Source organism: Candidatus Pelagibacter sp. HIMB1587 (assembly GCF_052047775.1).
GTDB lineage: Bacteria > Pseudomonadota > Alphaproteobacteria > Pelagibacterales > Pelagibacteraceae > Pelagibacter.
In genome coordinates this window covers 738,849-761,757 of record NZ_JBNAJJ010000001.1, presented here as the reverse complement: position 1 = coordinate 761,757, position 22,909 = coordinate 738,849, and the positions used below count along the sequence as shown (strand labels likewise).

Annotated in this window: 27 protein-coding genes and 1 tRNA gene; 16 read left to right on the top strand and 12 right to left on the bottom strand. The window is 28.4% G+C overall.

Annotated elements, in window-relative coordinates; translation table 11 throughout:
* Positions 1 to 24 precede the first annotated feature (24 nt).
* Both ACTTBE_RS04215 and ACTTBE_RS04210 read left to right on the top strand, forming a co-directional pair.
* On the top strand, positions 25 to 750 hold the full coding sequence (locus ACTTBE_RS04215; RefSeq protein ID WP_440677255.1) for a glycosyltransferase family 2 protein: 726 nt from the start codon (positions 25 to 27) through the stop codon (positions 748 to 750).
* A gap of 16 nt (positions 751 to 766) precedes the next feature.
* Positions 767 to 1,951, top strand: coding sequence for a hypothetical protein (locus ACTTBE_RS04210; RefSeq protein WP_440677253.1), 1,185 nt, complete (start codon positions 767 to 769; stop codon positions 1,949 to 1,951).
* A gap of 30 nt (positions 1,952 to 1,981) precedes the next feature.
* Here the strand turns inward: ACTTBE_RS04210 and ACTTBE_RS04205 are convergent.
* The 12 genes from ACTTBE_RS04205 to tkt form a co-directional block, all read right to left on the bottom strand.
* A tRNA-Met gene (locus tag ACTTBE_RS04205) sits at positions 1,982 to 2,058 on the bottom strand.
* Positions 2,059 to 2,064: 6 nt separating this feature from the next.
* Positions 2,065 to 2,259 (bottom strand): 30S ribosomal protein S21, encoded by a 195-nt coding sequence (gene rpsU, locus ACTTBE_RS04200; RefSeq protein WP_075484443.1) that lies wholly within the window; start codon positions 2,257 to 2,259, stop codon positions 2,065 to 2,067.
* A gap of 56 nt (positions 2,260 to 2,315) precedes the next feature.
* The gene (locus tag ACTTBE_RS04195) at positions 2,316 to 2,885 is read right to left on the bottom strand and encodes a cell cycle transcriptional regulator TrcR (protein WP_440677252.1); all 570 of its coding nucleotides are present in this window, start codon (positions 2,883 to 2,885) and stop codon (positions 2,316 to 2,318) included.
* Positions 2,886 to 3,113 carry a 50S ribosomal protein L31 gene (gene rpmE / locus ACTTBE_RS04190; protein ID WP_440677251.1) on the bottom strand — a complete coding sequence of 76 codons (228 nt, stop codon included), beginning with the start codon at positions 3,111 to 3,113 and terminating at the stop codon, positions 2,886 to 2,888. It abuts the gene before it with no gap.
* Between the two features lie 146 nt (positions 3,114 to 3,259).
* Positions 3,260 to 4,255, bottom strand: coding sequence for a hypothetical protein (locus ACTTBE_RS04185; RefSeq protein WP_440677249.1), 996 nt, complete (start codon positions 4,253 to 4,255; stop codon positions 3,260 to 3,262).
* A gap of 159 nt (positions 4,256 to 4,414) precedes the next feature.
* Complete coding sequence (locus ACTTBE_RS04180; RefSeq protein ID WP_440677247.1) at positions 4,415 to 5,155, bottom strand: inositol monophosphatase family protein; 741 nt, start codon at positions 5,153 to 5,155, stop codon at positions 4,415 to 4,417.
* 1 nt (position 5,156) lies between these two features.
* On the bottom strand, positions 5,157 to 5,717 hold the full coding sequence (gene efp / locus ACTTBE_RS04175) for an elongation factor P (RefSeq protein ID WP_440677245.1): 561 nt from the start codon (positions 5,715 to 5,717) through the stop codon (positions 5,157 to 5,159).
* Entirely contained in the window at positions 5,714 to 6,328 is a 615-nt protein-coding gene (thiE, locus tag ACTTBE_RS04170) for a thiamine phosphate synthase (RefSeq protein ID WP_440677244.1), read from the bottom strand. Before thiE ends, efp begins: the two co-directional genes overlap by 4 nt.
* Positions 6,315 to 7,325, bottom strand: coding sequence for a class I fructose-bisphosphate aldolase (locus tag ACTTBE_RS04165; RefSeq protein WP_440677243.1), 1,011 nt, complete (start codon positions 7,323 to 7,325; stop codon positions 6,315 to 6,317). Before ACTTBE_RS04165 ends, thiE begins: the two co-directional genes overlap by 14 nt.
* Position 7,326: 1 nt before the next feature.
* Positions 7,327 to 8,502 carry a phosphoglycerate kinase gene (locus ACTTBE_RS04160; protein WP_440677241.1) on the bottom strand — a complete coding sequence of 392 codons (1,176 nt, stop codon included), beginning with the start codon at positions 8,500 to 8,502 and terminating at the stop codon, positions 7,327 to 7,329.
* Positions 8,502 to 9,509 carry a type I glyceraldehyde-3-phosphate dehydrogenase gene (gap, locus tag ACTTBE_RS04155; RefSeq protein ID WP_440677239.1) on the bottom strand — a complete coding sequence of 336 codons (1,008 nt, stop codon included), beginning with the start codon at positions 9,507 to 9,509 and terminating at the stop codon, positions 8,502 to 8,504. The genes ACTTBE_RS04160 and gap overlap by 1 nt, the downstream gene beginning before the upstream one ends.
* A 2-nt stretch (positions 9,510 to 9,511) precedes the next feature.
* The gene (gene tkt / locus ACTTBE_RS04150; RefSeq protein WP_440677237.1) at positions 9,512 to 11,470 is read right to left on the bottom strand and encodes a transketolase; all 1,959 of its coding nucleotides are present in this window, start codon (positions 11,468 to 11,470) and stop codon (positions 9,512 to 9,514) included.
* A 53-nt stretch (positions 11,471 to 11,523) separates the two neighbouring features.
* Between tkt and ACTTBE_RS04145 the strand changes: the two genes are divergently transcribed.
* From ACTTBE_RS04145 to ftsH, 14 genes are all read left to right on the top strand, one after another.
* On the top strand, positions 11,524 to 11,847 hold the full coding sequence (locus tag ACTTBE_RS04145; protein ID WP_440677236.1) for a 5-formyltetrahydrofolate cyclo-ligase: 324 nt from the start codon (positions 11,524 to 11,526) through the stop codon (positions 11,845 to 11,847).
* Positions 11,835 to 12,281, top strand: a complete 447-nt coding sequence (locus tag ACTTBE_RS04140) for a cell division protein ZapA (protein ID WP_440613988.1) — start codon at positions 11,835 to 11,837, stop codon at positions 12,279 to 12,281. The genes ACTTBE_RS04145 and ACTTBE_RS04140 overlap by 13 nt, the downstream gene beginning before the upstream one ends.
* Positions 12,282 to 12,285: 4 nt before the next feature.
* Positions 12,286 to 12,831: a 5-formyltetrahydrofolate cyclo-ligase gene (locus ACTTBE_RS04135; RefSeq protein WP_440677235.1), complete on the top strand. Its 546-nt coding sequence runs from the start codon at positions 12,286 to 12,288 to the stop codon at positions 12,829 to 12,831.
* Entirely contained in the window at positions 12,828 to 13,637 is an 810-nt protein-coding gene (locus ACTTBE_RS04130) for a TIGR00282 family metallophosphoesterase (RefSeq protein WP_440677234.1), read from the top strand. Before ACTTBE_RS04135 ends, ACTTBE_RS04130 begins: the two co-directional genes overlap by 4 nt.
* A 2-nt stretch (positions 13,638 to 13,639) precedes the next feature.
* The gene (locus ACTTBE_RS04125; RefSeq protein ID WP_440677233.1) at positions 13,640 to 14,365 is read left to right on the top strand and encodes a YebC/PmpR family DNA-binding transcriptional regulator; all 726 of its coding nucleotides are present in this window, start codon (positions 13,640 to 13,642) and stop codon (positions 14,363 to 14,365) included.
* A complete protein-coding gene (locus ACTTBE_RS04120) occupies positions 14,365 to 14,856 on the top strand; it encodes a crossover junction endodeoxyribonuclease (protein ID WP_440677232.1) in 492 nt (163 codons plus the stop codon). Before ACTTBE_RS04125 ends, ACTTBE_RS04120 begins: the two co-directional genes overlap by 1 nt.
* Positions 14,857 to 14,909: 53 nt before the next feature.
* On the top strand, positions 14,910 to 15,584 hold the full coding sequence (gene tolQ, locus ACTTBE_RS04115) for a protein TolQ (protein ID WP_440677231.1): 675 nt from the start codon (positions 14,910 to 14,912) through the stop codon (positions 15,582 to 15,584).
* The gene (gene tolR, locus ACTTBE_RS04110; RefSeq protein ID WP_440634226.1) at positions 15,585 to 16,001 is read left to right on the top strand and encodes a protein TolR; all 417 of its coding nucleotides are present in this window, start codon (positions 15,585 to 15,587) and stop codon (positions 15,999 to 16,001) included.
* Positions 16,002 to 16,006: 5 nt separating this feature from the next.
* Positions 16,007 to 16,870, top strand: coding sequence for an energy transducer TonB (locus ACTTBE_RS04105; RefSeq protein ID WP_075506059.1), 864 nt, complete (start codon positions 16,007 to 16,009; stop codon positions 16,868 to 16,870).
* A 12-nt stretch (positions 16,871 to 16,882) separates the two neighbouring features.
* Positions 16,883 to 18,223 (top strand): Tol-Pal system beta propeller repeat protein TolB, encoded by a 1,341-nt coding sequence (gene tolB, locus ACTTBE_RS04100; RefSeq protein WP_075506060.1) that lies wholly within the window; start codon positions 16,883 to 16,885, stop codon positions 18,221 to 18,223.
* A gap of 106 nt (positions 18,224 to 18,329) precedes the next feature.
* Positions 18,330 to 18,869 (top strand): peptidoglycan-associated lipoprotein Pal, encoded by a 540-nt coding sequence (pal, locus tag ACTTBE_RS04095; protein ID WP_440677342.1) that lies wholly within the window; start codon positions 18,330 to 18,332, stop codon positions 18,867 to 18,869.
* Positions 18,870 to 18,947: 78 nt separating this feature from the next.
* Positions 18,948 to 19,952 (top strand): tol-pal system protein YbgF, encoded by a 1,005-nt coding sequence (ybgF, locus tag ACTTBE_RS04090; RefSeq protein WP_440677230.1) that lies wholly within the window; start codon positions 18,948 to 18,950, stop codon positions 19,950 to 19,952.
* On the top strand, positions 19,912 to 20,934 hold the full coding sequence (gene tilS, locus ACTTBE_RS04085; protein ID WP_440677229.1) for a tRNA lysidine(34) synthetase TilS: 1,023 nt from the start codon (positions 19,912 to 19,914) through the stop codon (positions 20,932 to 20,934). The genes ybgF and tilS overlap by 41 nt, the downstream gene beginning before the upstream one ends.
* A gap of 63 nt (positions 20,935 to 20,997) precedes the next feature.
* On the top strand, positions 20,998 to 22,905 hold the full coding sequence (gene ftsH / locus ACTTBE_RS04080; RefSeq protein ID WP_262590286.1) for an ATP-dependent zinc metalloprotease FtsH: 1,908 nt from the start codon (positions 20,998 to 21,000) through the stop codon (positions 22,903 to 22,905).
* Positions 22,906 to 22,909: the final 4 nt, after the last annotated feature.

Genomic DNA, 22,909 nt, shown 5'->3' with positions numbered 1-22,909 from the left:
TTAAATATTATAATTGCCAATTACATGGATAAAAATATAATAACTATAATAATTCCAGTATTTAATGAAAAAAATTATATTAATAAAATAATACACAAACTAAATACTAATATTAAATTTAAAAAACAAATAATAGTTGTAGATGATTGTTCCAGTGATGGAACAAGAAGTATAATAAAAAAAAATAAAAATATTAGTAAAGTAATTTTACACAAAAAAAATATGGGCAAAGGAGCAGCAATAAAATCTGCTACGCCTTATATAGCTGGTAATATCGTTGCCATTCAAGACGCTGATCTAGAATATGATCCTAAGGATTTAAATAAATTGATAAAAACAATGATATTATATGATAATGGAGTAATTTATGGATCAAGAGTTTTAAAAAAGAAAAGATATAATAACAAATCATTTCTTTCTAATTATAGGGTTTTTGGCAATCATGTCTTAACTTTAATTTCAAATTTTGTTAATAATCAAAATTTAACTGATGCACATACTTGTTATAAAATATTTAGAAAAGATATTTTTTTGAACTTAAATTTGAAAGAGAATGATTTTGCTTTTTGTCCCGAAGTTAATACTAAAATATCTTTAATGAATGAAAAAATTAAGGAGCTTCCTATTTCATACAAAGGTAGAACTATTAAAGAGGGAAAAAAAATAAAATTTTCTGATGCGATAAGAGCAGTAGTTACCATTTTAAAGTATAGGTATTTAAATAAATTTAAAGAGTACTTTATTGCCTAAGCTTATGTTTAATAATATGAAAAATATTCTTTCTGACAATTATGAGCATAACAAAACTATCTTGTATGTCTCATTGTTAGTATGTTACGCTATAATTGCATTTTACACTTTAAATGCTGGCTATTCAATGTCGACAGACTCTCAGAGATTTTCTAGATGGGCAGATGATTTAATAAAATTTAATTTTAATTTATTTGAATTTTATTCAATTGATAAAGTTAATCATCGACCTAATCTATTTTTTTTCTCCTTACCAGTGATACTAATAGGATTATGTAAAGTTTTTTTTACAAGTGATTGGCAGTATGCTTTTTTGTTATTAAATTTAATACTTGTTTTTTTTTCATTAACAATTTTTATAAATATTCTTTTAAGAGTTAAAGTTAGACCTATATTGATATCATTTACATTGCCCCTCATTGTTCTATCTGTTGACATGTTAACTTGGCCAAGATTTATATTATCAGATGTAATTTACATATTTCTTGTAATTTCAAGTGTTTATATTGTTTTAAATATTATTATTAATAATAAAATAGATTATATCAAGTTAGGTTTAATTATATTATTACTGTTAAGTTCAAGACCATCTTCAATTCCAGTAATTTTTTCAATTTTTTTATTTATGCTATTTCTAAAATTTAAAATTTTAGTAAAAAAAAAATATATTTTATTAATCTTACTTGTCATGATTATTTCCACACCTTTTATATTTGGGTTTTTTTACTTATTTTTAGAACACAACATGAGTGATAAGCCAAAAATAGAATTTTTAATCAATATGGTTAATGAAGGCATGATTATTCATGACAGATCAGATACTTGGGTTAGTAGCCCTAATAATTTTTTTGATTTAGTAATTATATATGCTTTAAGAATGGTAAATTTTTTTAATCCATATGCATCTACTTTTTCCATATTGCATATATTGTTAAATTTTATTCAAACTATATTAATAGTGATATCATTAACTATATGGTTATTTTTTGTTTCGTCTATTGAAATCAAAGATAAATTATACTTATTTATTATTTTGTTGTCTTTATCAGTTGCATCGTTTCACTCATTTATATTAATTGACTATGACTGGAGGTACAGATTTCCCATAATTTTACCTTTGATAATGTTTATTCCAATCTCTTTAGAGATGATTTTAAAAAAAATTAATTTTCGTTTAAATAAATCAGAGCTTAAATATTAGGTGTTAATCAAAAAAAATTAGTAATAAATTTGGTTGCGGGGGACGGATTTGAACCGCCGACCTTCAGGTTATGAGCCTGACGAGCTACCAGACTGCTCCACCCCGCGGTAAAACTAAATTCTATTCTTAAGTTTATTTAACTTTTTAACTCTTTTAATGTTTTCCTGCAGAATTCTCTTTTTTTTCTCTGAGGGTTTTTCATAAGTATTTTTTAATTTTATTACTTTAAAAAAACCATCTCTTTGGAGTTTTCTTTTTAACACCCTAAGAGCTTGTTCTACATTATTATCTTTAACTTCTATTTTAATAACCACCTCCAAAAAAACGTGTTCTTATCATCTTTATATTTTTATGTCTATTAAATTTAAACAACTTGTATATTTTTTTCTTTTACTTTTTTTTCTCTTTTAATTCTTCTTTCAGCTTTTTCTAGTGCATCGACTAATTCCTTTTGTGTAAACAAATTCAACGCAACTGGGTCTTTTGGGTTTAAGTTATTATAATTCCAATAATTTTTATTCCTGATTGAAGTAACAGAATTTTTAGTAATTCCGACTAGCTTTGCTATTTGAGAGTCTTTTAAAATATTGTGTTGTTTAATTAGCCATAATGCTGAATCAGGTTTATCTTGTCTTTTTGATATTGGAATATATTTTTTTATTTTCTTATCTGAACTAGATATTTCAATATCATTATTTTTTATCTCTAAAGGTCTATTTTCATCATTTGAGCAAAGGTCAATTTCTTCTCTTGTTAATTGTCCAGCAATAATTGGGTTGTAACCTTTTATGCCTTTGGCTACTTCACCATCAGCAATTCCTTGTATTTCAACTTCATGTAGTTTGCAGAAATTTGCAATTTGTCTAAAAGTTAAAGTTGTATTTTCAACAAGCCAAACAGCAGTTGCCATTGGCATTAAAGGTGCATTAGACATTTAATTTTTACTAGATTTAAAATTTTGGAATTTTTTATTAAATTTGCTTATTCTACCCTTATCCATTAATTTTTGTTTACCACCAGTCCAAGCAGCATGAGATTTGGGATCTATCTCAAGTTTTAAAACTTCACCTTCACTTCCCCAGGTGGATTTTGTTTCAAATTGAGTACCGTCAGTCATTTCAACAGTAATTTTGTGGTATTTAGGATGAATATTTTTTTTCATAGCGAGACTTATAGCAAAAGAATTTTTTAAAACAATTAAAAGTTTAATTAGATTAGATTAATATCAAAAAAACTATTGGATTAACAGATTATATGTATGTATTCTTGATTACGTAACCTCAGAAAGTTGGTTTTATCAAGTAATTATTAAAATTTACGGTTTCTAATAGCCTCTTTTAAAATTACAAAAAATATTCCTAAAATAAAACTAATGAAGGTTATAATTACAACAATTTTTGTGTTGTTGCCTCTATTTGTAATATTTGTTATTTTAGAAGAGTGAGTTAAAATATTTGCGGCAACAAATTTGTTGGAATCTACGATTGGTGTAGTTTCAAAAAGATTTTCGAGTCTTTCGGTGTGTTTATCTTGAATAATCATCTCTTTTTTTTTCAATAACTCTCTTTGTAATTCTAAATTATCTTCAGAATTTAAGATTTCAATTTCAATATCTTCAATATTGTATTTATTTAATCTTTTTTCGTTTTGAATTAAATTATCAAAAGTTTCAATTATATATTTTCGTACTGCTTCGTTTGTTTTTTCCTCAATAAATAATAAAAATGAATTTAATATTTTTATATTAGTCAATTCAATCTGAATAATCCATGTGTCATTTCCATTATTCTGAGTAGATTTATTTAAAATAATATTATTTGTAAATAATTTAACTGCATTTTCATAGTCTTTTAGAGATACATAATTATCTTTATTGACTAAATTTAATTTTTTTATTGCTTCTATAAGAATAACTTTTTCTTTAATTTTATCTATAAATAAATTTAAAAGAGTTTTTTCGTTGATAATAAGATATAGTTCATCAAATCCAATTATTTCTATATTTTCAAAATTTTTTTTAGAGTTATTAATTAAATTTTCTTTATTAATTGTTTTTATCTTATTTTCTAAGATATAGTTTTTTAAATAATTATTGTAAGCACTATATTTTGATACACTAAAAATTGATACTGGTTTGATTTCAGTTTTTGCAATAAATTTTATTTCACTCGGAACTTGATTAAAAAAATAAATTAGTGATAAAATCATAGGAGCAATTGTTATTGAAACAACTGTCAACAAATTTTTTCGTATTATCAAATAAATATCTATTAAATCTATTTCTTTATTTTCTACTTTTTTCATGTCTTTGATCACTAGTGTATATAGTTAGATAAATTAAGCAATATTAAAAGATAAATGAATATTTTAAAAATATTATTTCTTAATAAAAAAATCTTAATTATTTTAAGAAATTCAAAGTAAAATTTTTTACAGCATTAATACATATAAAATATTTTATTTTTAAAAGTTTTTTAAATTATTAAGCATCTCGTCGTAAATAATACTGCTAGCTGCCTTGATATCTATATTGTTGCTTTTATATTCTTTTATGTTGTTTACAATTCCACCTGCCTCTTCAATGAGCAACGTTCCTGCTGCTACGTCCCATATGTTAATTTTATTGTGAAAAAAACCATCTAATCTTCCACATGCTACATATGCCAAGTCTAAAGCAGCACATCCACCATACCTCATGTTTAAATCGCTAAACTTAACCCCTTCATGATTACTAGAAAATAAGCAATCTTCAATTGAATTTTTATTTGATACTCTTAATCTATGATTATTTAAATATGCACCTTTGTTTTTCTCGGCAAAAAACATTTCATCTTTTATCGGATCATAAATTAGTCCGCTTATTATTTGTTTATTAGACTCTAAAGCAATACTTATAGCAAAATGAGGAATGCCATGAAGAAAATTTGTCGTTCCATCTATAGGATCTATTATCCATATATTTTCCTTATCTTTATTTTTAATTGATCCAATTTCTTCAGAAAGAAAAGAATAATTTTTTTTATTTTTACTAAGCTCGTCAATTATAATTTTCTCAACAAGTTTATCGGTCTTTGTAACAAAGTCTCTAGGACCTTTTTTTGATACTTGTAATTTTTCAACTTCTCCAAAATCACGAATCACAGTTTTTGAAGCTTTTTCAGCAGCTTTAATCATTAAGTTAAGATTTGATGATATTGAAATCATTTTAAATCTTTTTTACATACTCTAAATTTCGAGTATCAACAATAACCTCATCACCCGCTTCTATGAACGGAGGAACTTGAATACTTAAACCATTATCTAATGTTGCTGGTTTATAAGACGAAGATACAGTTTGACCCTTTAATGCTACATCAGTAGTTTCTATTCTACATTGTACTTGATTTGGTAATTCAACTGAAATTGGATTTTCATTATAAAAACTTACAGACACTTCTAGATTTTCACTTAATAATTTACCTTGTTCTCCAATAATTTCTTTCTTAATTTCAATTTGTTCAAAAGTTTTTGGTTCCATAAAAAAATAATTAGTATCATCTTCATAAATATAATTATATTTACTTTCATCTAATGATGCTTTTTCTACATTCTCACTAGACCTAAATCTTTCATTTAGTTTAGTATTTTTAGCAACACTTTTCATCTCTACTTGTGCAAATGCACCACCTTTTCCAGGTTTTACATGTTGTGTTTTTAGAACCTGCCAAAGATCATTTTTATATTCTAAAAGCATCCCAACTCTAATTTCACTTGCATTTATTTTCATATTAAACTTTCTATAGCTTCTGTAGGTTTGTATTTTTTATTATTCCAAATGTAGCCTGAGATAGCTAAAAAATTTGCATTGTTCAATAAAAGTTTTTTATAGTTCACGTTTGTTACTCCACCAATAGCAACTATGGGAATATTTGCTAATTTCTTTACCTTATTCAAAATTTTTATATTAGCCCTGTATTTAACTTTCTTTGTTTTTGTTTCAAAAAAAGCACCAAATGCAATGTAATTAGCCTTGTTTTTAATTGCCTCTTTTGCAAGTTTAATAGAGTTGTGACATGTTATTCCAATAATTTTATTTCCAAGTATTTTTTTGGCCTCTTTGATATCTGTATCTTTTTGACCCAAATGACATCCGTCAGCGTTTAATTTTTTTGCAAGAATTGGGTCATCATTAACAATAAATTTTACTCTATTATTTTTACATAATTGTCTAATTTTTTTTCCTATCAAAATTTTTTTCTTAAAAGAGTATTTTTTAAATCTCATTTGAAAAAAACTAATTTTATTTGATTTTAATACCTCGTTTAGATTTTGGTAAAAATCCTTCTTAATTTTATTTGGAGAGATAAGATAGATAAATTTTTTTTTATTTACTCTCAAGATCGTTTGCCCATTTGCCTTGAGCAGCTAAAGTACACATTCTTGCTCTATGGTTAAATACATTCTGTGTTTCAGTAATTTTAGTTGTATCTTTAGACCAAAATTTAAGAGCACTTTGTTGTAAAGCTCTACCATATGAATAGGTTATTATAAAATTTGTACTATTATGTTTGCTTATTAAATTTAAATTTTCTGTTGCCTGTAATTCAGATTGACCCCCTGACAAGAAAGCAATTCCAGGTACTTGTGTTGGTACTGATTTTTTAAGACATTCAAGTGTTTTGTCTGAAACTTCTTCATTAGAGATCTTATTTTTTGAATTACTTCCAGCTAAAATCATATTTGGTTTTAATATGATCCCTGATAAATCAATTTTATGTAAAATTAATTCTTCAAAACACTTTTCTATAACTTCTGAAGTTTTTTCCAAACACTCATCTGCTGAATGCTTACCATCCATTAAAACTTCAGGTTCTATTATAGGAACCATTTCACATTCTTGAACTAATGCCGCGTATCTTGCAAGAGCGTGTGCATTTGAGTGAATTGCAAGCTTGCTTGGACAGTTATTACTTATCGAGTAAATACCTCTCCATTTTGTAAATCTTGCACCAAGCTTATAGTATTTTTTTAATCTTTCTCTTAGTCCGTCTAGTCCTTCAGTAATTTTTTCTTCTGGAGAGTTTGCTAAATTTTTTGCACCAGTATCTACTTTAATTCCGGGTACTGCTCCACTGGCAGAGATTAATTCAGGAATTGATTTACCTAAATTTGAAATTTGGTTTATTGTTTCATCGTATAAGATCACACCACCGATACAATCTTTCATACTTTCTGAACTAAAAAGAGTTTCTCTAAAAGCGAGTCTGTTTTCTGGTGTAGATTCAACATTAACAGCCTCAAGTCTTTTTGTCATAGTTCCGTTACTTTCATCTGCCGCAAGTATCCCTTTGCCATTTGAAAGTATTTTAAGAGCTATTTTATTTAATTCAGACATACTAATTTAAAGCGCTTATACCAGGAAGTTCCTTTCCTTCAATATATTCCAAAAATGCTCCACCTGCAGTTGAAACAAAATTAAAGTCTTTAACAGCATTTAAAGAATTAATTAATGAAACGGTATCTCCACCACCCACAACGGAGTAAATTTTATTTTCTTTATTTTTTTCAACTATTTTTTTTGCAATTTCAGCGCTTCCATTAGCAAAATTGGGATTTTCAAAATATCCAGCAGGACCGTTCCATAATATAGTTTTTGTATTATCTATAATGTTACATATACTTTCAACAGTTTTTGGACCTATATCCAAGATCATTTCATCTAATTCAATCTGATTTAATTCTTTAATTTTAGGGTTACCATTTAAATCATTGGCCACTACCACATCTTCTGGAAAAACTATATTGCAACTTTTTTCTTTTGAATATGAAAGTATTTCATTAACTATAGAGTTAACATTTTCTTCCTTAATAGATTTTCCAATATTATATCCATTGTGCTCAATTAAGTTATTCGCCATTGCACCCACAATTACTATGTTATCAAATCTTGGAATTAAATTTTTAATAATATTAATTTTAGTAGAAATTTTAGATCCTCCAATTATACAAGTAACAGGTTTAATTATATTAGATGTAATTTTTTTTAATGCACCAATCTCTAGATCTAGTTGCAATCCAGAAAAAGAAGGTAAAAATTTTGAAATTTCACAAACAGATGTGTGGGATCTATGCGAGCATGAAAAAGCATCATTTACATAAATATCACCTAAACTTGCCAAATGTTTTGCAAAATTAGTATCGTTTTTTTCTTCTTCTGGGTAAAATCTAATATTTTCAATTAATAAAATTTTTTCATTAAAATTATCAAGTAAGTCTTTTTTTATCTCATGCACATTTTTTTCAATAAGGTTTATTTTCTCATTCAATTTTTTTTCTATATTCTCTTGTATTGGTTTTAACGAAAGATCTTTTATTACTTTTCCTTTTGGTCGACCAACATGAGATAAAATAATTATTTTTGAATTTTGCTTTAATAAAAACTCAATTGTGGGGAGAATTTTGTCAATTCTCGTTGTATCAGTTATCTCACCATTGTTAAGAGGGACATTTAAATCCAATCTTAAAATAACTTTTTTACCTTGTAGGTTGGTTAGTTTGGAAACACTTTGCATTAAGAATTTTGATATATAAATTCTGCAATATCACACATACGATTTGAAAAACCCCATTCATTATCATACCATGCTGAAATTTTACCCATATTGTCTCCAACAACATTGGTAAGAGATCCATCAACAATCGCAGATGCAGGGTTATGATTAAAATCAATTGATACTAACTTTTCATAAGTGATTTCTAATACATTTTTTAGTTTATTTTTTGATGCTAATTCAAATGATTTATTTATATTTTCTTTATTGATATTTTTTTTCGTGCAGAAAACTAATTCTACAAGTGAAACATTTGGGGTAGGTACTCTCATTGCGACCCCCTCTAACTTTCCATTTAAGCTAGGAATTATTTCACCAATTGCTTTTGATGCACCAGTAGATGTTGGAACTATTGATTGACTTGCTGATCTTGCTCTTCTTGGGTCTTTATGTGAATTATCCAGAATTCTTTGATCACTTGTAAATGCATGAATAGTGGTCATAAACCCTTTTTCAATTTCAAAATTTTCATTAAGTGTATGTACAACTGGAGCCAAACAGTTTGTGGTGCATGACGCGGCTGAGATTATTTGGTCCTTACTGGTTATATCTTTTTCATTTACACCAAATACTATTGTTTTATCTGCATTTTTACACGGCGCAGATACTATTACTTTTTTTGCTCCATTTTTTATATGAGCTAAAAGTTTTTCCTTAGAATTAAATTTTCCTGTACACTCAAAAACATAATCAACATCAAATTTTTTCCAGTCTATATTTTCAATACTAGACTCCTGTGAAAATGTAATTTTATCATTATTTATTATCAAATGATTTTCATCAAAATCTAAATCAGCATTAAATTTACCATGTATTGAATCATATTTTATCAATGTGCAGGTAGCCTCAGAATTTGATCTGTTATTGATGTGTTGTATTTTTATTCTTTTATTTTGGCTTTCTATAATTGATCGAACTACCATTCGACCAATTCTACCCATTCCATTAATTCCAACTTTAATTGTCATTATTAATTATTAATTAAACTTTTTGATTTTTTGGTTATATTTTCTTTTGTGAGACCAAAAAATTTATATATTTCTTTAAATGGTGCACTTCTGCCAAATTCATTAATTCCAAAATTTTTTCCATTTTCTCCAACATACTTTTTCCAACAATCACTTGAACCAGCTTCTATGGATATTTTATTTTTGGTTTCATTTAGTATTTTATTTTTATAAGTTTTACTTTGTTTATCAAAAAGCTCCATACAGGGTACTGAAATAACTTTAGAATAAATTTTATCTTTGGCAAGTTTTTGACTTGTTTCGACTGCAAGATTTACCTCTGAACCACTTGCCAAAATTGTTAATTTAATTTTCTTATTTGTTCTAAGCACTTCATAAGCACCAAGTGAGCATTTATTATTTGAGGAATATTTTTTTCTGATTGGATCTAAATTTTGTCTTGTTAGAGACAATACACTCGGAGTCTTTGTAGTTTTTAAAGCATGCTCCCAGCACTCAATTGTTTCAATTCTGTCTGCAGGTCTAAACACATTTAGATTTGGAATTGATCTTAAACCAGATAATTGTTCAATTGGTTGATGTGTTGGCCCATCTTCACCTAAGCCAATTGAGTCATGTGTCATCACATAAATAACTCTTTGTTGCATTAGAGCTGATAATCTTATCGATGGTTTACAGTAATCAGAAAATATTAAAAAAGTTCCACCATAAGGAATAAAATTACTATGGAGTGCAATTCCATTCATTACGCCACTCATTGCATGTTCCCTGACACCATAGTGAATATAATTTCCCTCAAAATTTCCTGGTGTAATAATTTTATGTTTTTTTGTTTTTGTATTGTTGGATCCTGCCAAATCTGCAGAACCACCAATAAGATTATTATTTGAATTGGTTAATGCACTTAAAGTTAACTCAGAACATTTTCTTGTTGCTAAGCTTTTAGACTCTTTAATTGCAAGTTTCTTTTCTGAATTTAAAATATTTTTAAAGTTATTATTTTTGATTAGATTTAATTTTTTACTTTGTTTTTTAATTAATTTGTTCCATTTTTTTTCATTTAACTGACCCTTGAATCCTATAGCTCTCCATTCGTTCAATAACTTATTTGGAATTTCAAAAGGTTTATATTTCCATTTAAGTACTTTCCTTACTAATTTAATTTCATCTAATCCCAAAGGACTACCATGTGAAGACGACTTGCCAGACTTATTTGGAGAACCATATCCAATTTTTGTTTTACAAGAAATTACTGTTGGTTTTTTTGCATTTTGAACTCTTTTTAAAGCTCTATAAATTTGATTTTCATTGTGACCATCAATTAATATGTAATCCCATCCATAGCTTTCAAATCTTTTTTTGAAATTGTCTGATACAGCTAGACTTGTTGGACCATCTATTGAAATATTATTATTATCGAAAAGCATCACCAAATTTTTTAATTTTAAGTGGCCAGCTAAACTCATTGCTTCGTGACTAATACCTTCCATCAAGCAACCGTCACCAGCTAGAACATAAGTTTTGTGATTAATTAAATTTTTACCTAATTTTTTTTTGAGTACTTCTTCAGCTATTGCAAATCCAACTGCATTTGCTATTCCCTGTCCAAGTGGACCAGTGGTTGTTTCAATTCCAGTTTTTGGATGATACTCTGGGTGACCTGCACAAATAGAGTTTAGTTGTCTAAACTTTTTAATCGAATTTAACGAGATACTTTTATAACCAGTTAAGTACAATAAAGAATAAAGAAGCATTGAGCCATGCCCAGCTGATAAAACAAATCTATCTCTATTTATCCAATTTGGATTTTGTGGATTGAATTTTAAAAAATACCTAAAAAGTACTGTCGCAACGTCCGCCATACCCATGGGCATTCCTGGGTGGCCAGAATTAGCTTTTTGAACTGCATCAATAGATAAAAATCTAATACAATTTGCTAAATCGTTATGTATTTTACTCAAAATTATCCTGACTAGACTAAGAAGATTCTATTTAATATTATAAGTATATATATATGAATTCTATAAACGAAAAAGAAAAAAAACTTAATCGAGCTTTAGAAGAATTAAAAAATTTAGATCTAACTAATCCAGATTTGAAAAATAATATTCAAAATCTTAATTTGCAAAAAAATCAATTAGAGATTGAAAAAAATGAGCTAGAAAAAAAATATAAAGAGCTATCAGATCAGAACGAAATTTTATCAAAAAGATTAGATGAGTTTAGAAGTAAAGAAAAGGCTGAAGAAAGAAAACAAATAGAGTTTTCTGAGAAAATTGATGAATTAAATCAAGAAACAGATACTTTGTTGGAAGAGATTGATAAATGGCAAATGTAAGTATTAAATTTAATAATAAAGAGTTTTTACTATCTTGTGATGATGGGCAAGAGGAACATTTAGAAGAATTGTTAATACAAATAAACCAAAAATTTAATCATCTAAAAAATGATCTTGGCAATTTAGGAGAGAATAAACTCTTATTAATTACGGCAGTTAAAATAATGGATGAATACTACGAAACAAAAAAGAAAGTTGAACAGAAGAAACAAGAATTAAAAGATTTATCAAATAAATTTAAGGAATTAAAAACTCTAATTTATGAATATAAAGATAAAAAAGAAGAAGAAATAAAAGAGTTAAATTTAAATCATGATAAATTAAAAATCGAGATTGAAACTAATCAAAAAAAATATGAAGATTTAATTGATACTGCTGCAGAGAAAATTTCAAGTTTTGTGGAAAAAGCAAAACAAGAAAATTTACCTCAATAAATTTGTGAATAAATCTAAATTAAGAAGAAAGATAACATCACTTAGAAAAAAAAATTTTCAAGAAAATTTGAAAATCAATTCTTTAAAATTAATTAAATTCCTAAGTGATAATAAGCTTAAAACAAGAATTGTTGGAGGATATTATCCATGCAATCATGAAATAGATGACTTAGAAGTTTTAAATTTATTTAGTAAAAATAAAAAAATTACCTCATTACCAATCATCAAGAAAAATAACCAAATGGACTTTTATGAATGGTCCAAAGATAATCCATTAAAGATAAACAAATATGGGATTATTGAACCATTATCTCAAAAGAAAGTTTATCCAGATATATTATTAGTTCCACTATTAGCTTTTGATAAGCAATTTAACCGTTTAGGTTATGGTGGTGGTTTTTATGATCGTTATATTGAAAAAATTGAAATTAAAAAAAAGGTCTTTAAAGTTGGATTTGCTTTTTCTTTCCAAGAATTAAAAGAGGTACCAATTAATAATTATGATAAGAAGCTTGATTTAATAATTACTGAAAGAGGTTTAATATTTTGAGAATTTTATTTTTAGGCGATGTTGTTGGTATTTCGGGGTGTTCTAAACTTACGAGTAGCTTGCTTAGTGAAATTAAATCAAAAAAAATTGATTTTGTTATTGCTAATGGTGAAAATGCTGCAGCCCAAGGTGTTGGTTTGACAGAGGAAATTTGCAAAGATTTCTATAACTGTGGTGTTAACGTAATAACAACTGGTAATCATGTATGGGATCAAAAAGAAATCATGAAGTACATAGAAAAAGAAGAGAGATTGTTACGTCCTAAAAACCTTTTTGAACCTGCACCAGGCCGAGGTTTTCAAATTTTCAAAACTGATAAAAATGTAAGAGTTGGTGTACTTAACCTTATGGGCAATGTTTTTATGAAAAAGTGTGAAGATGTTTTTGAAACTTCAAAAAAATTTTTAAGTGAATATAAATTAAAAGATGACTACGATTTATTAGTGGTTGATTTTCATGGTGAAATTACTAGTGAAAAAAATGCTATAGGTCATTTTTTTGATGGTCATGCAACTTTAGTTGTTGGGACACACACACATGTACCAACGAATGATGCTAGAATACTAAACAATGGTACTGGATATCAAACTGATGCAGGCATGTGTGGTGATTACGACTCAGTAATTGGGATGGATAAAGAGAATTCATTAAACAGATTTTTAAAAAAAGACTCGGTTAAACATTTTCCTGCAGTTGGAGAAGGGACTTTGTCTGGTGTTATTGTAGATTGTGATATAAATACAGGCTTAGCTAAAAACATTAATAGTTATATATTTGGGGAAAAATTAAAAAATTTTTTAATTTAGATATGGCAGGTCATTCACATTGGGCAGGTATTAAGCATAAAAAAGGAAAAGCTGATAAGCAACGTTCAAAAATTTTCTCGAAGTTATCGAAAGAAATTACAGTAGCTGCAAAGTTAGGAGATAAAGATCCTGCAATGAATCCAAGATTAAGATCAGCAGTACAGGCTGCTAGATCAGCAAATATGCCAAAAGATAATATTGAAAGAGCTATAGATAAATCTTCTGCTGCATCTGGTGCAAATTTTGAAAATTTGAGATATGAGGGATTTGGTCCAAAGAAAATTGCTGTAATTGTAGAAACTTTAACTGATAATAAAAATAGAACAGCTTCCAATGTGAGAACCATTTTTCAGAAATCTGGTGGAAGTCTAGGTACGCAAGGATCGGCATCTCATAACTTTAAACAACTTGGAATAATAAAGATTGATAAAAATGAAATATCAGATGATAAAATTTTTGAGTTAGCAATAGAAGCTGGTGCAGAGGAATGTATATCCCACGAAGAATTTCATGAAGTTCAGTGTGTTTCAAATGAAATATATAATGTTAAAAAAAATTTAGAAAATAAAATTGCAAACTTTATTTCCACAGAGATTGAATGGGTACCTATAAACAGTGTTGATATTACAAATGATGAAAAAGAGAGTGTTATTGAATTTTTAGAAAATTTAGAAGATGATGATGACGTTCAGAACGTTTTTTCAAACGTTAATTTGGGAAATATTTAATGTTAATAATTGGAATTGACCCAGGTATTTCTGGATCCATATGTTTTTTAGAAGATGGAATAATCAATGATGTCCTTGAGATGCCAACAATGACAGAAGGAAAAAAAAATAAAAAACAAGTTAATGGATCTCAAATATATAATGAAATTTCTTTAAGAATAAAAACATATGAAAAAAAAAATATTAAAGTAGTTATAGAACAAGTCTCAGCTATGCCAGGCCAAGGGGTTACCAGTATGTTTAATTTTGGCCAATCTTTTGGAATTTTAAAAGGGATTTGTAGCGCAATGCAGTTGCCAATTTATTTTGTAAGACCAGCAAAATGGAAAAAATATTTTAATTTAATTAATTCAGAAAAGGATGCTAGCAGGACAAGAGCTATTGAAATATTTCCTTATTTTTCATCAAATTTATCTAAAAAAAAAGACTCTAATAAAGCTGATGCAATTCTGATAGCCAGTTATTTTCATGAAACATACAAAAATGAATAATCTTTAAATTTATATAGTCAAATTCATGACACAATTAAGTGTGATGAGTGATTATGGAAGCAGACATAGCCGCAAAAGCAATAGACCTAGGCACAAATACAGATTTTTCACTTTTTAGCTTATTTTTAAAAGCAGATATAATTGTTAAAGCAGTAATGATTAGCCTTATACTTTGCTCTGTATACTCATGGGCCGTGATTATAGAAAAATACAGACTTTTTAAAAAAATAAATAAATCTTCTGAGGAATTTGAAGAAAAATTTTGGAACTCTAAATCTGCTGAAAATTTTTATAATAGTTTACCAAATAATTTAGATGACCCAATGTCTTTGGTTTTTCAAAATGCCATGGAAAACTTGCTAAAGAAAAAATCCAAAACAAACTTGAGTGAAAGAATGACTGCCTTCCTTGAAGGAGGAATAGAAAAAGAAATGTCAAAGATTGAAAAAGGATTTACTTTTTTAGCAACTGTTGGCTCAACTGCACCATTTATTGGATTGTTTGGAACAGTTTGGGGAATTATGAATTCTTTTCAGTCAATTGCTATTTCAAGAAATACTAGTCTTGCAATAGTTGCACCTGGTATAGCTGAAGCATTGTTTGCTACTGCATTAGGATTGTTAGCAGCGATACCTGCTGTAGTTGCTTATAATAAATTTAATACAGACGCAAAAAAATACTCAGAGAAATTAGAGAATTTTTCAAAAAGATTTTTAACAATAATTTAAATGGCTTTCAGATTAAATCGCTCATCAAAGGAACCAATGAGTGAAATTAACGTCACGCCCTTTGTTGATGTAATGTTAGTTTTATTAATTATATTCATGGTCACAGCACCACTTTTAACAGTTGGTGTTCAAGTTGATCTACCTGAGAGTTCAGCAGATTCTTTGCCTGAGGAAACAGAACCTTTGACACTTTCTATCAATGCGAAAGGTGAAATTTTTATTCAAGAATCAAAAGTAGAGTATGACAATATAATTGCTAAAGTTTTAGCTGTTTCAAAAAATAGAACTGACACAAGAATTTATGTAAGAGGTGATAAAACAATAAACTATGGAAGAGTTTTAGAGATAATGGGTTTATTGTCTGGATCTGGTTTTACAAAGGTTGCGCTAATCTCTGAGCCCCTTAAACAAAGGTAGTTACAGTGAAGAGTAGTAGTATCGCTATATCCTCAGCTTTACATATATCATTAGTTGTTCTTACAGCTTTAAGTTTGCCTTTTCTCTCAAAAAAACCCATTGATATTCCACCCATAGTCTCTGTTGAATTAATTCAAATAACAGAAGAAACAAATATTCCTTTTGCGCCTAAAGCAAAAAAAATTATTGAAAAAGTAAAAGAAAAAGAAAAAAAACTGGTTTCAGAACAAGCTCCACCGAAAAAAGTAAAAAAAACCAAAACTAAGACTGTTGTCTCAGAGAAAAAAAACAAAACGATAGAAAAACAAAATCCTGAAGCTGTCCCTTTGCCAGATAAAGAGGTAAAAAAATTAAAGACCAAAGAGGAAAAAAAACAAAATCCAGAAAAAGTGGATAATGAAGTAAAGCAAGTATCTGAGTTTGAAAAAAAAGATTTATTTGATCCAAACAATATTGCAGCATTAATAGATAAATCAAAAGAAGAAACAGCAGAAAAAGTGAAAACCAATAATGATGTTACTCAAGATCAAGTGAGAAACATTGAAAACTCTAAACTAACTTTAAGTGAGGAAGATGCTTTAAAGGCCCAAATATTTGGTTGTTGGAGCATACCTTTAGGTTTGCCTTATGATGAAAATTTACTAGTTAGAATAAAGTTAAAGCTTAAACCAGATGGTTCAGTCACCAAAACTGAGATTTTAGATCATGCTAGAATGAATAAACCTGGACAAGGTTTTTATAAAGTCTTAGCAGAAAGTGCCTTAAGAGCAGTAAGATTATGTCAACCTTTGAGAGTTCCAGCTTCTGGTTACGAGAGATGGAAAGAATTACAATTAAATTTTGATGCAAGAGAGATGTTAGGAGGTTAGTATAAAGAATTTATGATTAAAAAATTTATAATTTTCATTTTTGTTTTTTTTCCATTAAAAGCTTTAGCGTTAATTGAAGTTGATATTACAAGGGGAAATTTAAACCCTCTTCCACTTGCAGTCTCACCATTATCAATAGATGAAACGTCTAGAAAAAATTTTGAGCAAATTTTAGATAAAGAGAACATTGGATCTGAAATATCATTAATTGTTGAAAATAATTTAAGAACTTCAGGTTTATTTAATCCTTTGGATAAAAAAGCATTTTTACAAGCTCCAGATATAGCAAATTTAAAACCAAGATTTGAGGATTGGAATTTAATTAAAGCTCAAGCACTTATCACTGGTAAAGTAAATTTTATTAATGATAAATTAAGAGTTGAGTTTAGACTTTGGGATGTGCTTGCTGCAAAAGAGATGATGGCTTTAGCATTTACAACTGTACCAACAAATTGGAGAAGAGTTGGGCATATCATATCAGATAAAGTATATGAGAGGTTAACAGGAGAAAAAGGGTATTTTGATACAAGAATAATTTATGTAGCTGAAGAAGGACCAAAAACACAAAGAATAAAAAAATTAGCTATCATGGATCAAGATGGTGCAAATAACAAATTTCTAACTTTAGGAAATGAGCTTGTACTTACTCCACGATTTAACCCTGCTAGCCAAATGGTTACTTATCTATCTTATTTTAAAAATATGCCACGTGTTTATCTTTTAGATATTGAAACCGGAACACAGGAAGTAGTTGGAGATTTTCCTGGAATGACATTTGCTCCTAGATTTTCACCTGATGGTAAAAAAATAATCATGAGTTTCGCAAAAGATGGAAAATCAGATATTTATACAATGAATTTAGAAACTCGATTAGTAGAGAGAATAACAAATCATCCTTCAATTGATACATCACCTTCTTATTCTCCAGATGGAAAATATATAACTTTTAACTCTGACAGAAGTGGTTACCAACAAATTTATGTCATGAAAAATGATGGAAGTGACGTGAAAAGAATTTCTTTTGGTAATGGTTTGTACGGAACACCAGTTTGGTCTCCTAGAGGTGATTTAATTGCATTTACAAAATTACATAAAGGAAAATTTTATATTGGAGTGATGAGAACGGATGGAACTGGTGAAAGATTGTTAACAGAAAACTATTATCAAGAGGCCCCATCTTGGTCACCCAATGGAAGAGTTTTGATATTTTATAGAGAAACAAAAACTAATTCTAAAGGCGAAGGTTTTTCTGCTAAATTATGGTCTATTGATTTAACTGGTTATAATGAAAGATTGATAACAACTGAGACGGACGCATCTGACCCATCTTGGTCGTCTTTATTAAGTAATTAATATCATTTTATCTTTAAATACGATGAAATTTCTTGATTTTTTGGGTTGAAACATCTAATTAGTTGTGAAAAAAATAGTATTTGAAAAAGCAGCAAGGAGCAAATTAATGAGATTAAACAAAATTTTCAAAAACATGTTATTAGTTATTTCAGCTGGAATAATCTTAACAGCGTGTGCAACAAAAAAAGAGGTAGCTGTAGAGGCGCCAAAAGAAGAAACTAAAAAAGAAGAAGTAACTAAAATTGAAAAAATTGCAGGTCAAATGCAAGGAGACGTTTACGTTGGAACAGATAGCGTAAAATATTTAGCAGATGGTGTTGCTGATAGAGTGTTCTTTGCAACTAACGAATCTATATTAACTACAGCTTCAAGAGAAACTTTAAGAGCTCAAGCTGCTTGGTTAAGAGAAAATTCTAACATCACTGTAGTTTTAGAAGGTCATGCAGATGAAAGAGGAACAAGAGAATATAACTTAGCACTTGGAGAAAGAAGAGCTAACGCTGCAAAAGATTATCTAATGACTTATGGTGTTTCATCAGACAGAATTACTGTAATAAGTTATGGTAAAGAAAGACCTGTTGACTCAGGATCAAATCCTTTAGCATGGTCTAAAAACAGAAGATCAGTTACTGTTAAAGCAAACTAAAGAATTTTTAAAAAAGACCCTAAAATTAAAAACTTTTAGGGTCTTTTTTTTGCCTTTTTATAATCATATAAAAATTTAATGAGATCACTTTTTAGATCAACATTATTTAATTTAATAATAATATTAAATTTCTTTTTTTCGGGAATTGCTTACTCAGATAACCATAATATTTATGAAATTTTAGATTTAATTAAAAAAGATTTAAAAACTCTTGAAAGAGCCGTTTATTCAGGATCAATAGAAATAGAAAGTACAACAAATAATCAATCAGTATCAAGTCTTGATAATAATTCTGAGGATGTCTTAACTAGACATTTGTTAAAGTTATCAGAGGTCGAGGAGCAGTTTAGAGAACTTACTAATAAATTTGAGGAAATTAATTTTAAGCTTGATAAACTTTCGAACAGAGTATCCAAGCTACAGTCTGATAATCAGATAAGGTTTCAAGATATAGAAAATGATTTAAGTTCTGTTAATGTAATTGATAGCAGTCAACAACTCAGTTCTGCGCCTAAAATTGAGAAGCAAATTCTTCCTGGAAGCTCGCAGCCTCAGGACTTAGGTACAATTTCTTATAAAGATATGGAAACTTCAGAGGAGAATCAACAGATTCAATCGGTTGATACCACAGCTTCTATTGTAGAAGAAACTTTTCAAGCTGAAGATAAAATTTTACCAATAGATTTAACTCCTAAAGAACAATATGAATTTGCAACAAGTTTCTTAAAAGTTGGAGATTACAGTACAGCAGAAAGAGCTTTTAGAGAATTTGTGTTATCAAATCCTGAAGATGAATTAGCAGGTAGTGCTCAATATTGGTATGCAGAAACTTTCAGAATAAGACAACTTTATACTGATGCTGCTTCAGCTTATCTCGAAGGATATCAAAAATATCCAAAAGGAAAGAAAGCTCCAATAAATTTATTAAAACTTGGAGTTTCAATGGTTCAAATTGGTGAAAAAGATCAAGGCTGTAAGATGATTAATGGTGTAGAGTTGCAATATCCAAACGCAAATCAGTCTGTAATACAAAAAGCAAAATATGAGTCTAAAAAATTTGAATGCCTCAAGCAAGATTCATAAACAACTTCTTAATAAGCTAAGAGATAAAAGAATTTATAAAATCTATAATAAATTTGAAAATAATTTAAATTTAAATAACGATTTTACAGTTGCTGTGTCAGGTGGCCCTGATAGTCTTGCTTTAGCTTTTTTTTCAAAAATTTATTCAATTAAAAAATCTTTAAAAATTAAATACTTTCTAGTTGACCATAAATTGAGAAATAATTCATCTGTAGAAGCTTTATTTGTAAAAAATCTTTTGAAGGATTTTTCTATAGATTTAGATATTTTAAAATGGAATGGGAAAAAACCCAAAAATAATATCCAATCTCTTGCAAGAAAAAAAAGATATAATCTCTTAATTAACCAATCAAAAAAATTTAAAATTAATCATATTTTATTTGGTCATCATGAAGATGATGTTTATGAAAATTTTTTAATTAGGCTTTTAAGAGGTAGTGGTTTAAAGGGTATCGTATCTTTAGACAAAACGACTTTAATTAATAATGCAAATATCTTAAGACCTTTAATAAACGTTGAAAAAAAAGATTTAATCTACATCTCAAAAAAGGTGTTTAATAAATATGTAGAAGACCCTTCAAATGAAGATGAAATTTTTACAAGAGTGAGAGTAAGAAATTTAATTAAAAATCTTGAAAGTGAAGGTTTGGATAAAAGTAAATTTAAATTATCAATTAGTAATTTAAAAAGTGTCGACCAATCAATCCAGTTTTTTTGTGAAAAAAATTTAAAAGAAAATTCGATTATTTCTCAAAATAAAGTTGTATTAAAAGAAGAATTTTTTAACTTTCCTCAAGAAGTTTTGTTCAGGTCATTTTCAAAGATCTTACAGTTAGTTGGGAAAAAGTATTTTCCGCCCAGAGGTAAAAAAATTACCAATATTTTAGAAAATCTACAGAGTAAAATTACTTTTAAGTCTACACTTGGGAATTGTGTAATAAAAAAAATCAATAAAACTGTAATTGTATATAAAGAGCGTTAATATCACTAAATTTATAGTTATTTTGTCACTTGTTTAATTTGCAATAATTCTTATCTTTACACCATGAATTTTAAAAATCTGGCTATGTGGGGAATAATAGTTTTTTTAACTATTGGTCTTTATAACATGTTTAAAAATCCTCAATCAAATATTAGAGGAGGAAATCAAATAATTTTTTCAGATTTTTTAACTTCAGTTGAAAATGGAGAAGTTTTAAAAGTTGAGATACAGGGAAACAACATCAAGGGTGTTTACTCAAATGGAAATTCATTTTCAACTTATGCTCCAAACGATCCAAATTTAATTGAAAAATTATCAGACAAAGGAGTAAGTATTTCAGCAGCTCCGTTAGAAGAAAAAATGCCATCTTTATTTGGCGTACTACTTTCTTGGTTCCCAATGCTTTTATTAATTGCTGTTTGGATATTTTTTATGCGACAGATGCAAGGTGGAAAAGGTGGAGCAATGGGATTTGGCAAGTCAAAAGCTAAGATGATGAATGAACTTAAAGGCAAAGTAACATTTAATGATGTTGCTGGAGTAGAAGAGGCAAAAGAAGAAGTAGAAGAAATTGTAGAATTTTTAAAAGACCCTAAAAAATTTAGTAGACTTGGTGGAAAGATACCTAGAGGTGCTTTATTGGTTGGACCTCCAGGAACGGGAAAAACTTTGTTAGCAAGAGCTATTGCAGGTGAAGCAGGAGTTCCTTTCTTTACTATCTCTGGTTCAGATTTTGTTGAAATGTTTGTTGGTGTTGGAGCATCAAGAGTAAGAGATATGTTTGAACAAGGTAAAAAAAATTCTCCGTGCATAATATTCATTGATGAAATAGATGCAGTTGGAAGAAGTAGAGGTGCAGGTTTAGGTGGAGGTAATGATGAAAGAGAGCAAACTTTAAACCAGTTATTAGTAGAGATGGATGGGTTTGATACTAATGAGGGAGTTATCATAATTGCAGCAACAAATAGACCTGATGTTCTTGATCCAGCACTATTAAGACCTGGAAGATTTGACAGACAAGTAGTTGTTTCAAACCCAGATATTATTGGAAGAGAAAAAATATTAAAAGTCCATGTGAAAAAAATTAAGATGGCACCCGATGTAAATTTAAGAACTATTGCAAGAGGGACCCCCGGTTTTTCAGGAGCAGATTTAGCTAACTTAGTTAATGAAGCTGCTTTATTAGCAGCTAGAAAAAATAAAAGAATTGTAACTTTGTTAGAATTTGAAGAGGCAAAAGATAAAGTATTAATGGGTGCTGAAAGAAGATCAATGGTAATGACTGAGGATGAAAAAAAACTTACCGCATATCACGAAGGTGGTCATGCTTTAGTCTCGTTTAATATGCCTAGTTATGATCCAATTCACAAAGCCACTATCATTCCAAGAGGAAGAGCTTTGGGAATGGTTATGAATTTACCAGAAAGAGATAAACATGGATATTCAATCAAATATTTAAAAGCTAGACTAGCAGTTTGTTTTGGAGGAAGAGTTGCAGAAGAATTAATTTTTGGAAAAGATAACATTTCTACAGGAGCTGGTGGAGGAAGTGGTTCAGATATTAATCAAGCTACTCAACTTGCAAGAGCGATGGTAACTAAATATGGTATGAGTGAGGAAATGGGTCCAGTTGAGTATGGAGAAAATCAAGAGGAAGTTTTCTTAGGTAGATCTGTTACTCAAACACAATCAGTTTCTGAAGAAGTTGCTCAAAAAATTGATAAGGAGATTAGGAAACTAGTCGATGAAGGATATAATCAAGCAAAGAAAATTTTGACTGAGAAAATTGACGATCTACATAAAATTGCTAAAGCATTAATTACTTATGAAACCTTAACAGGTGAAGAGATTGAGAACATAATTAACAAAAACTTATATCCAAAAGATAAAATTTTAGAAAATCAAGACTCAAAAGATGATCATGACTCGGCTTTAGGAGCCATGGGTCTAAAACCAAAAATTGTTCATTAATTTA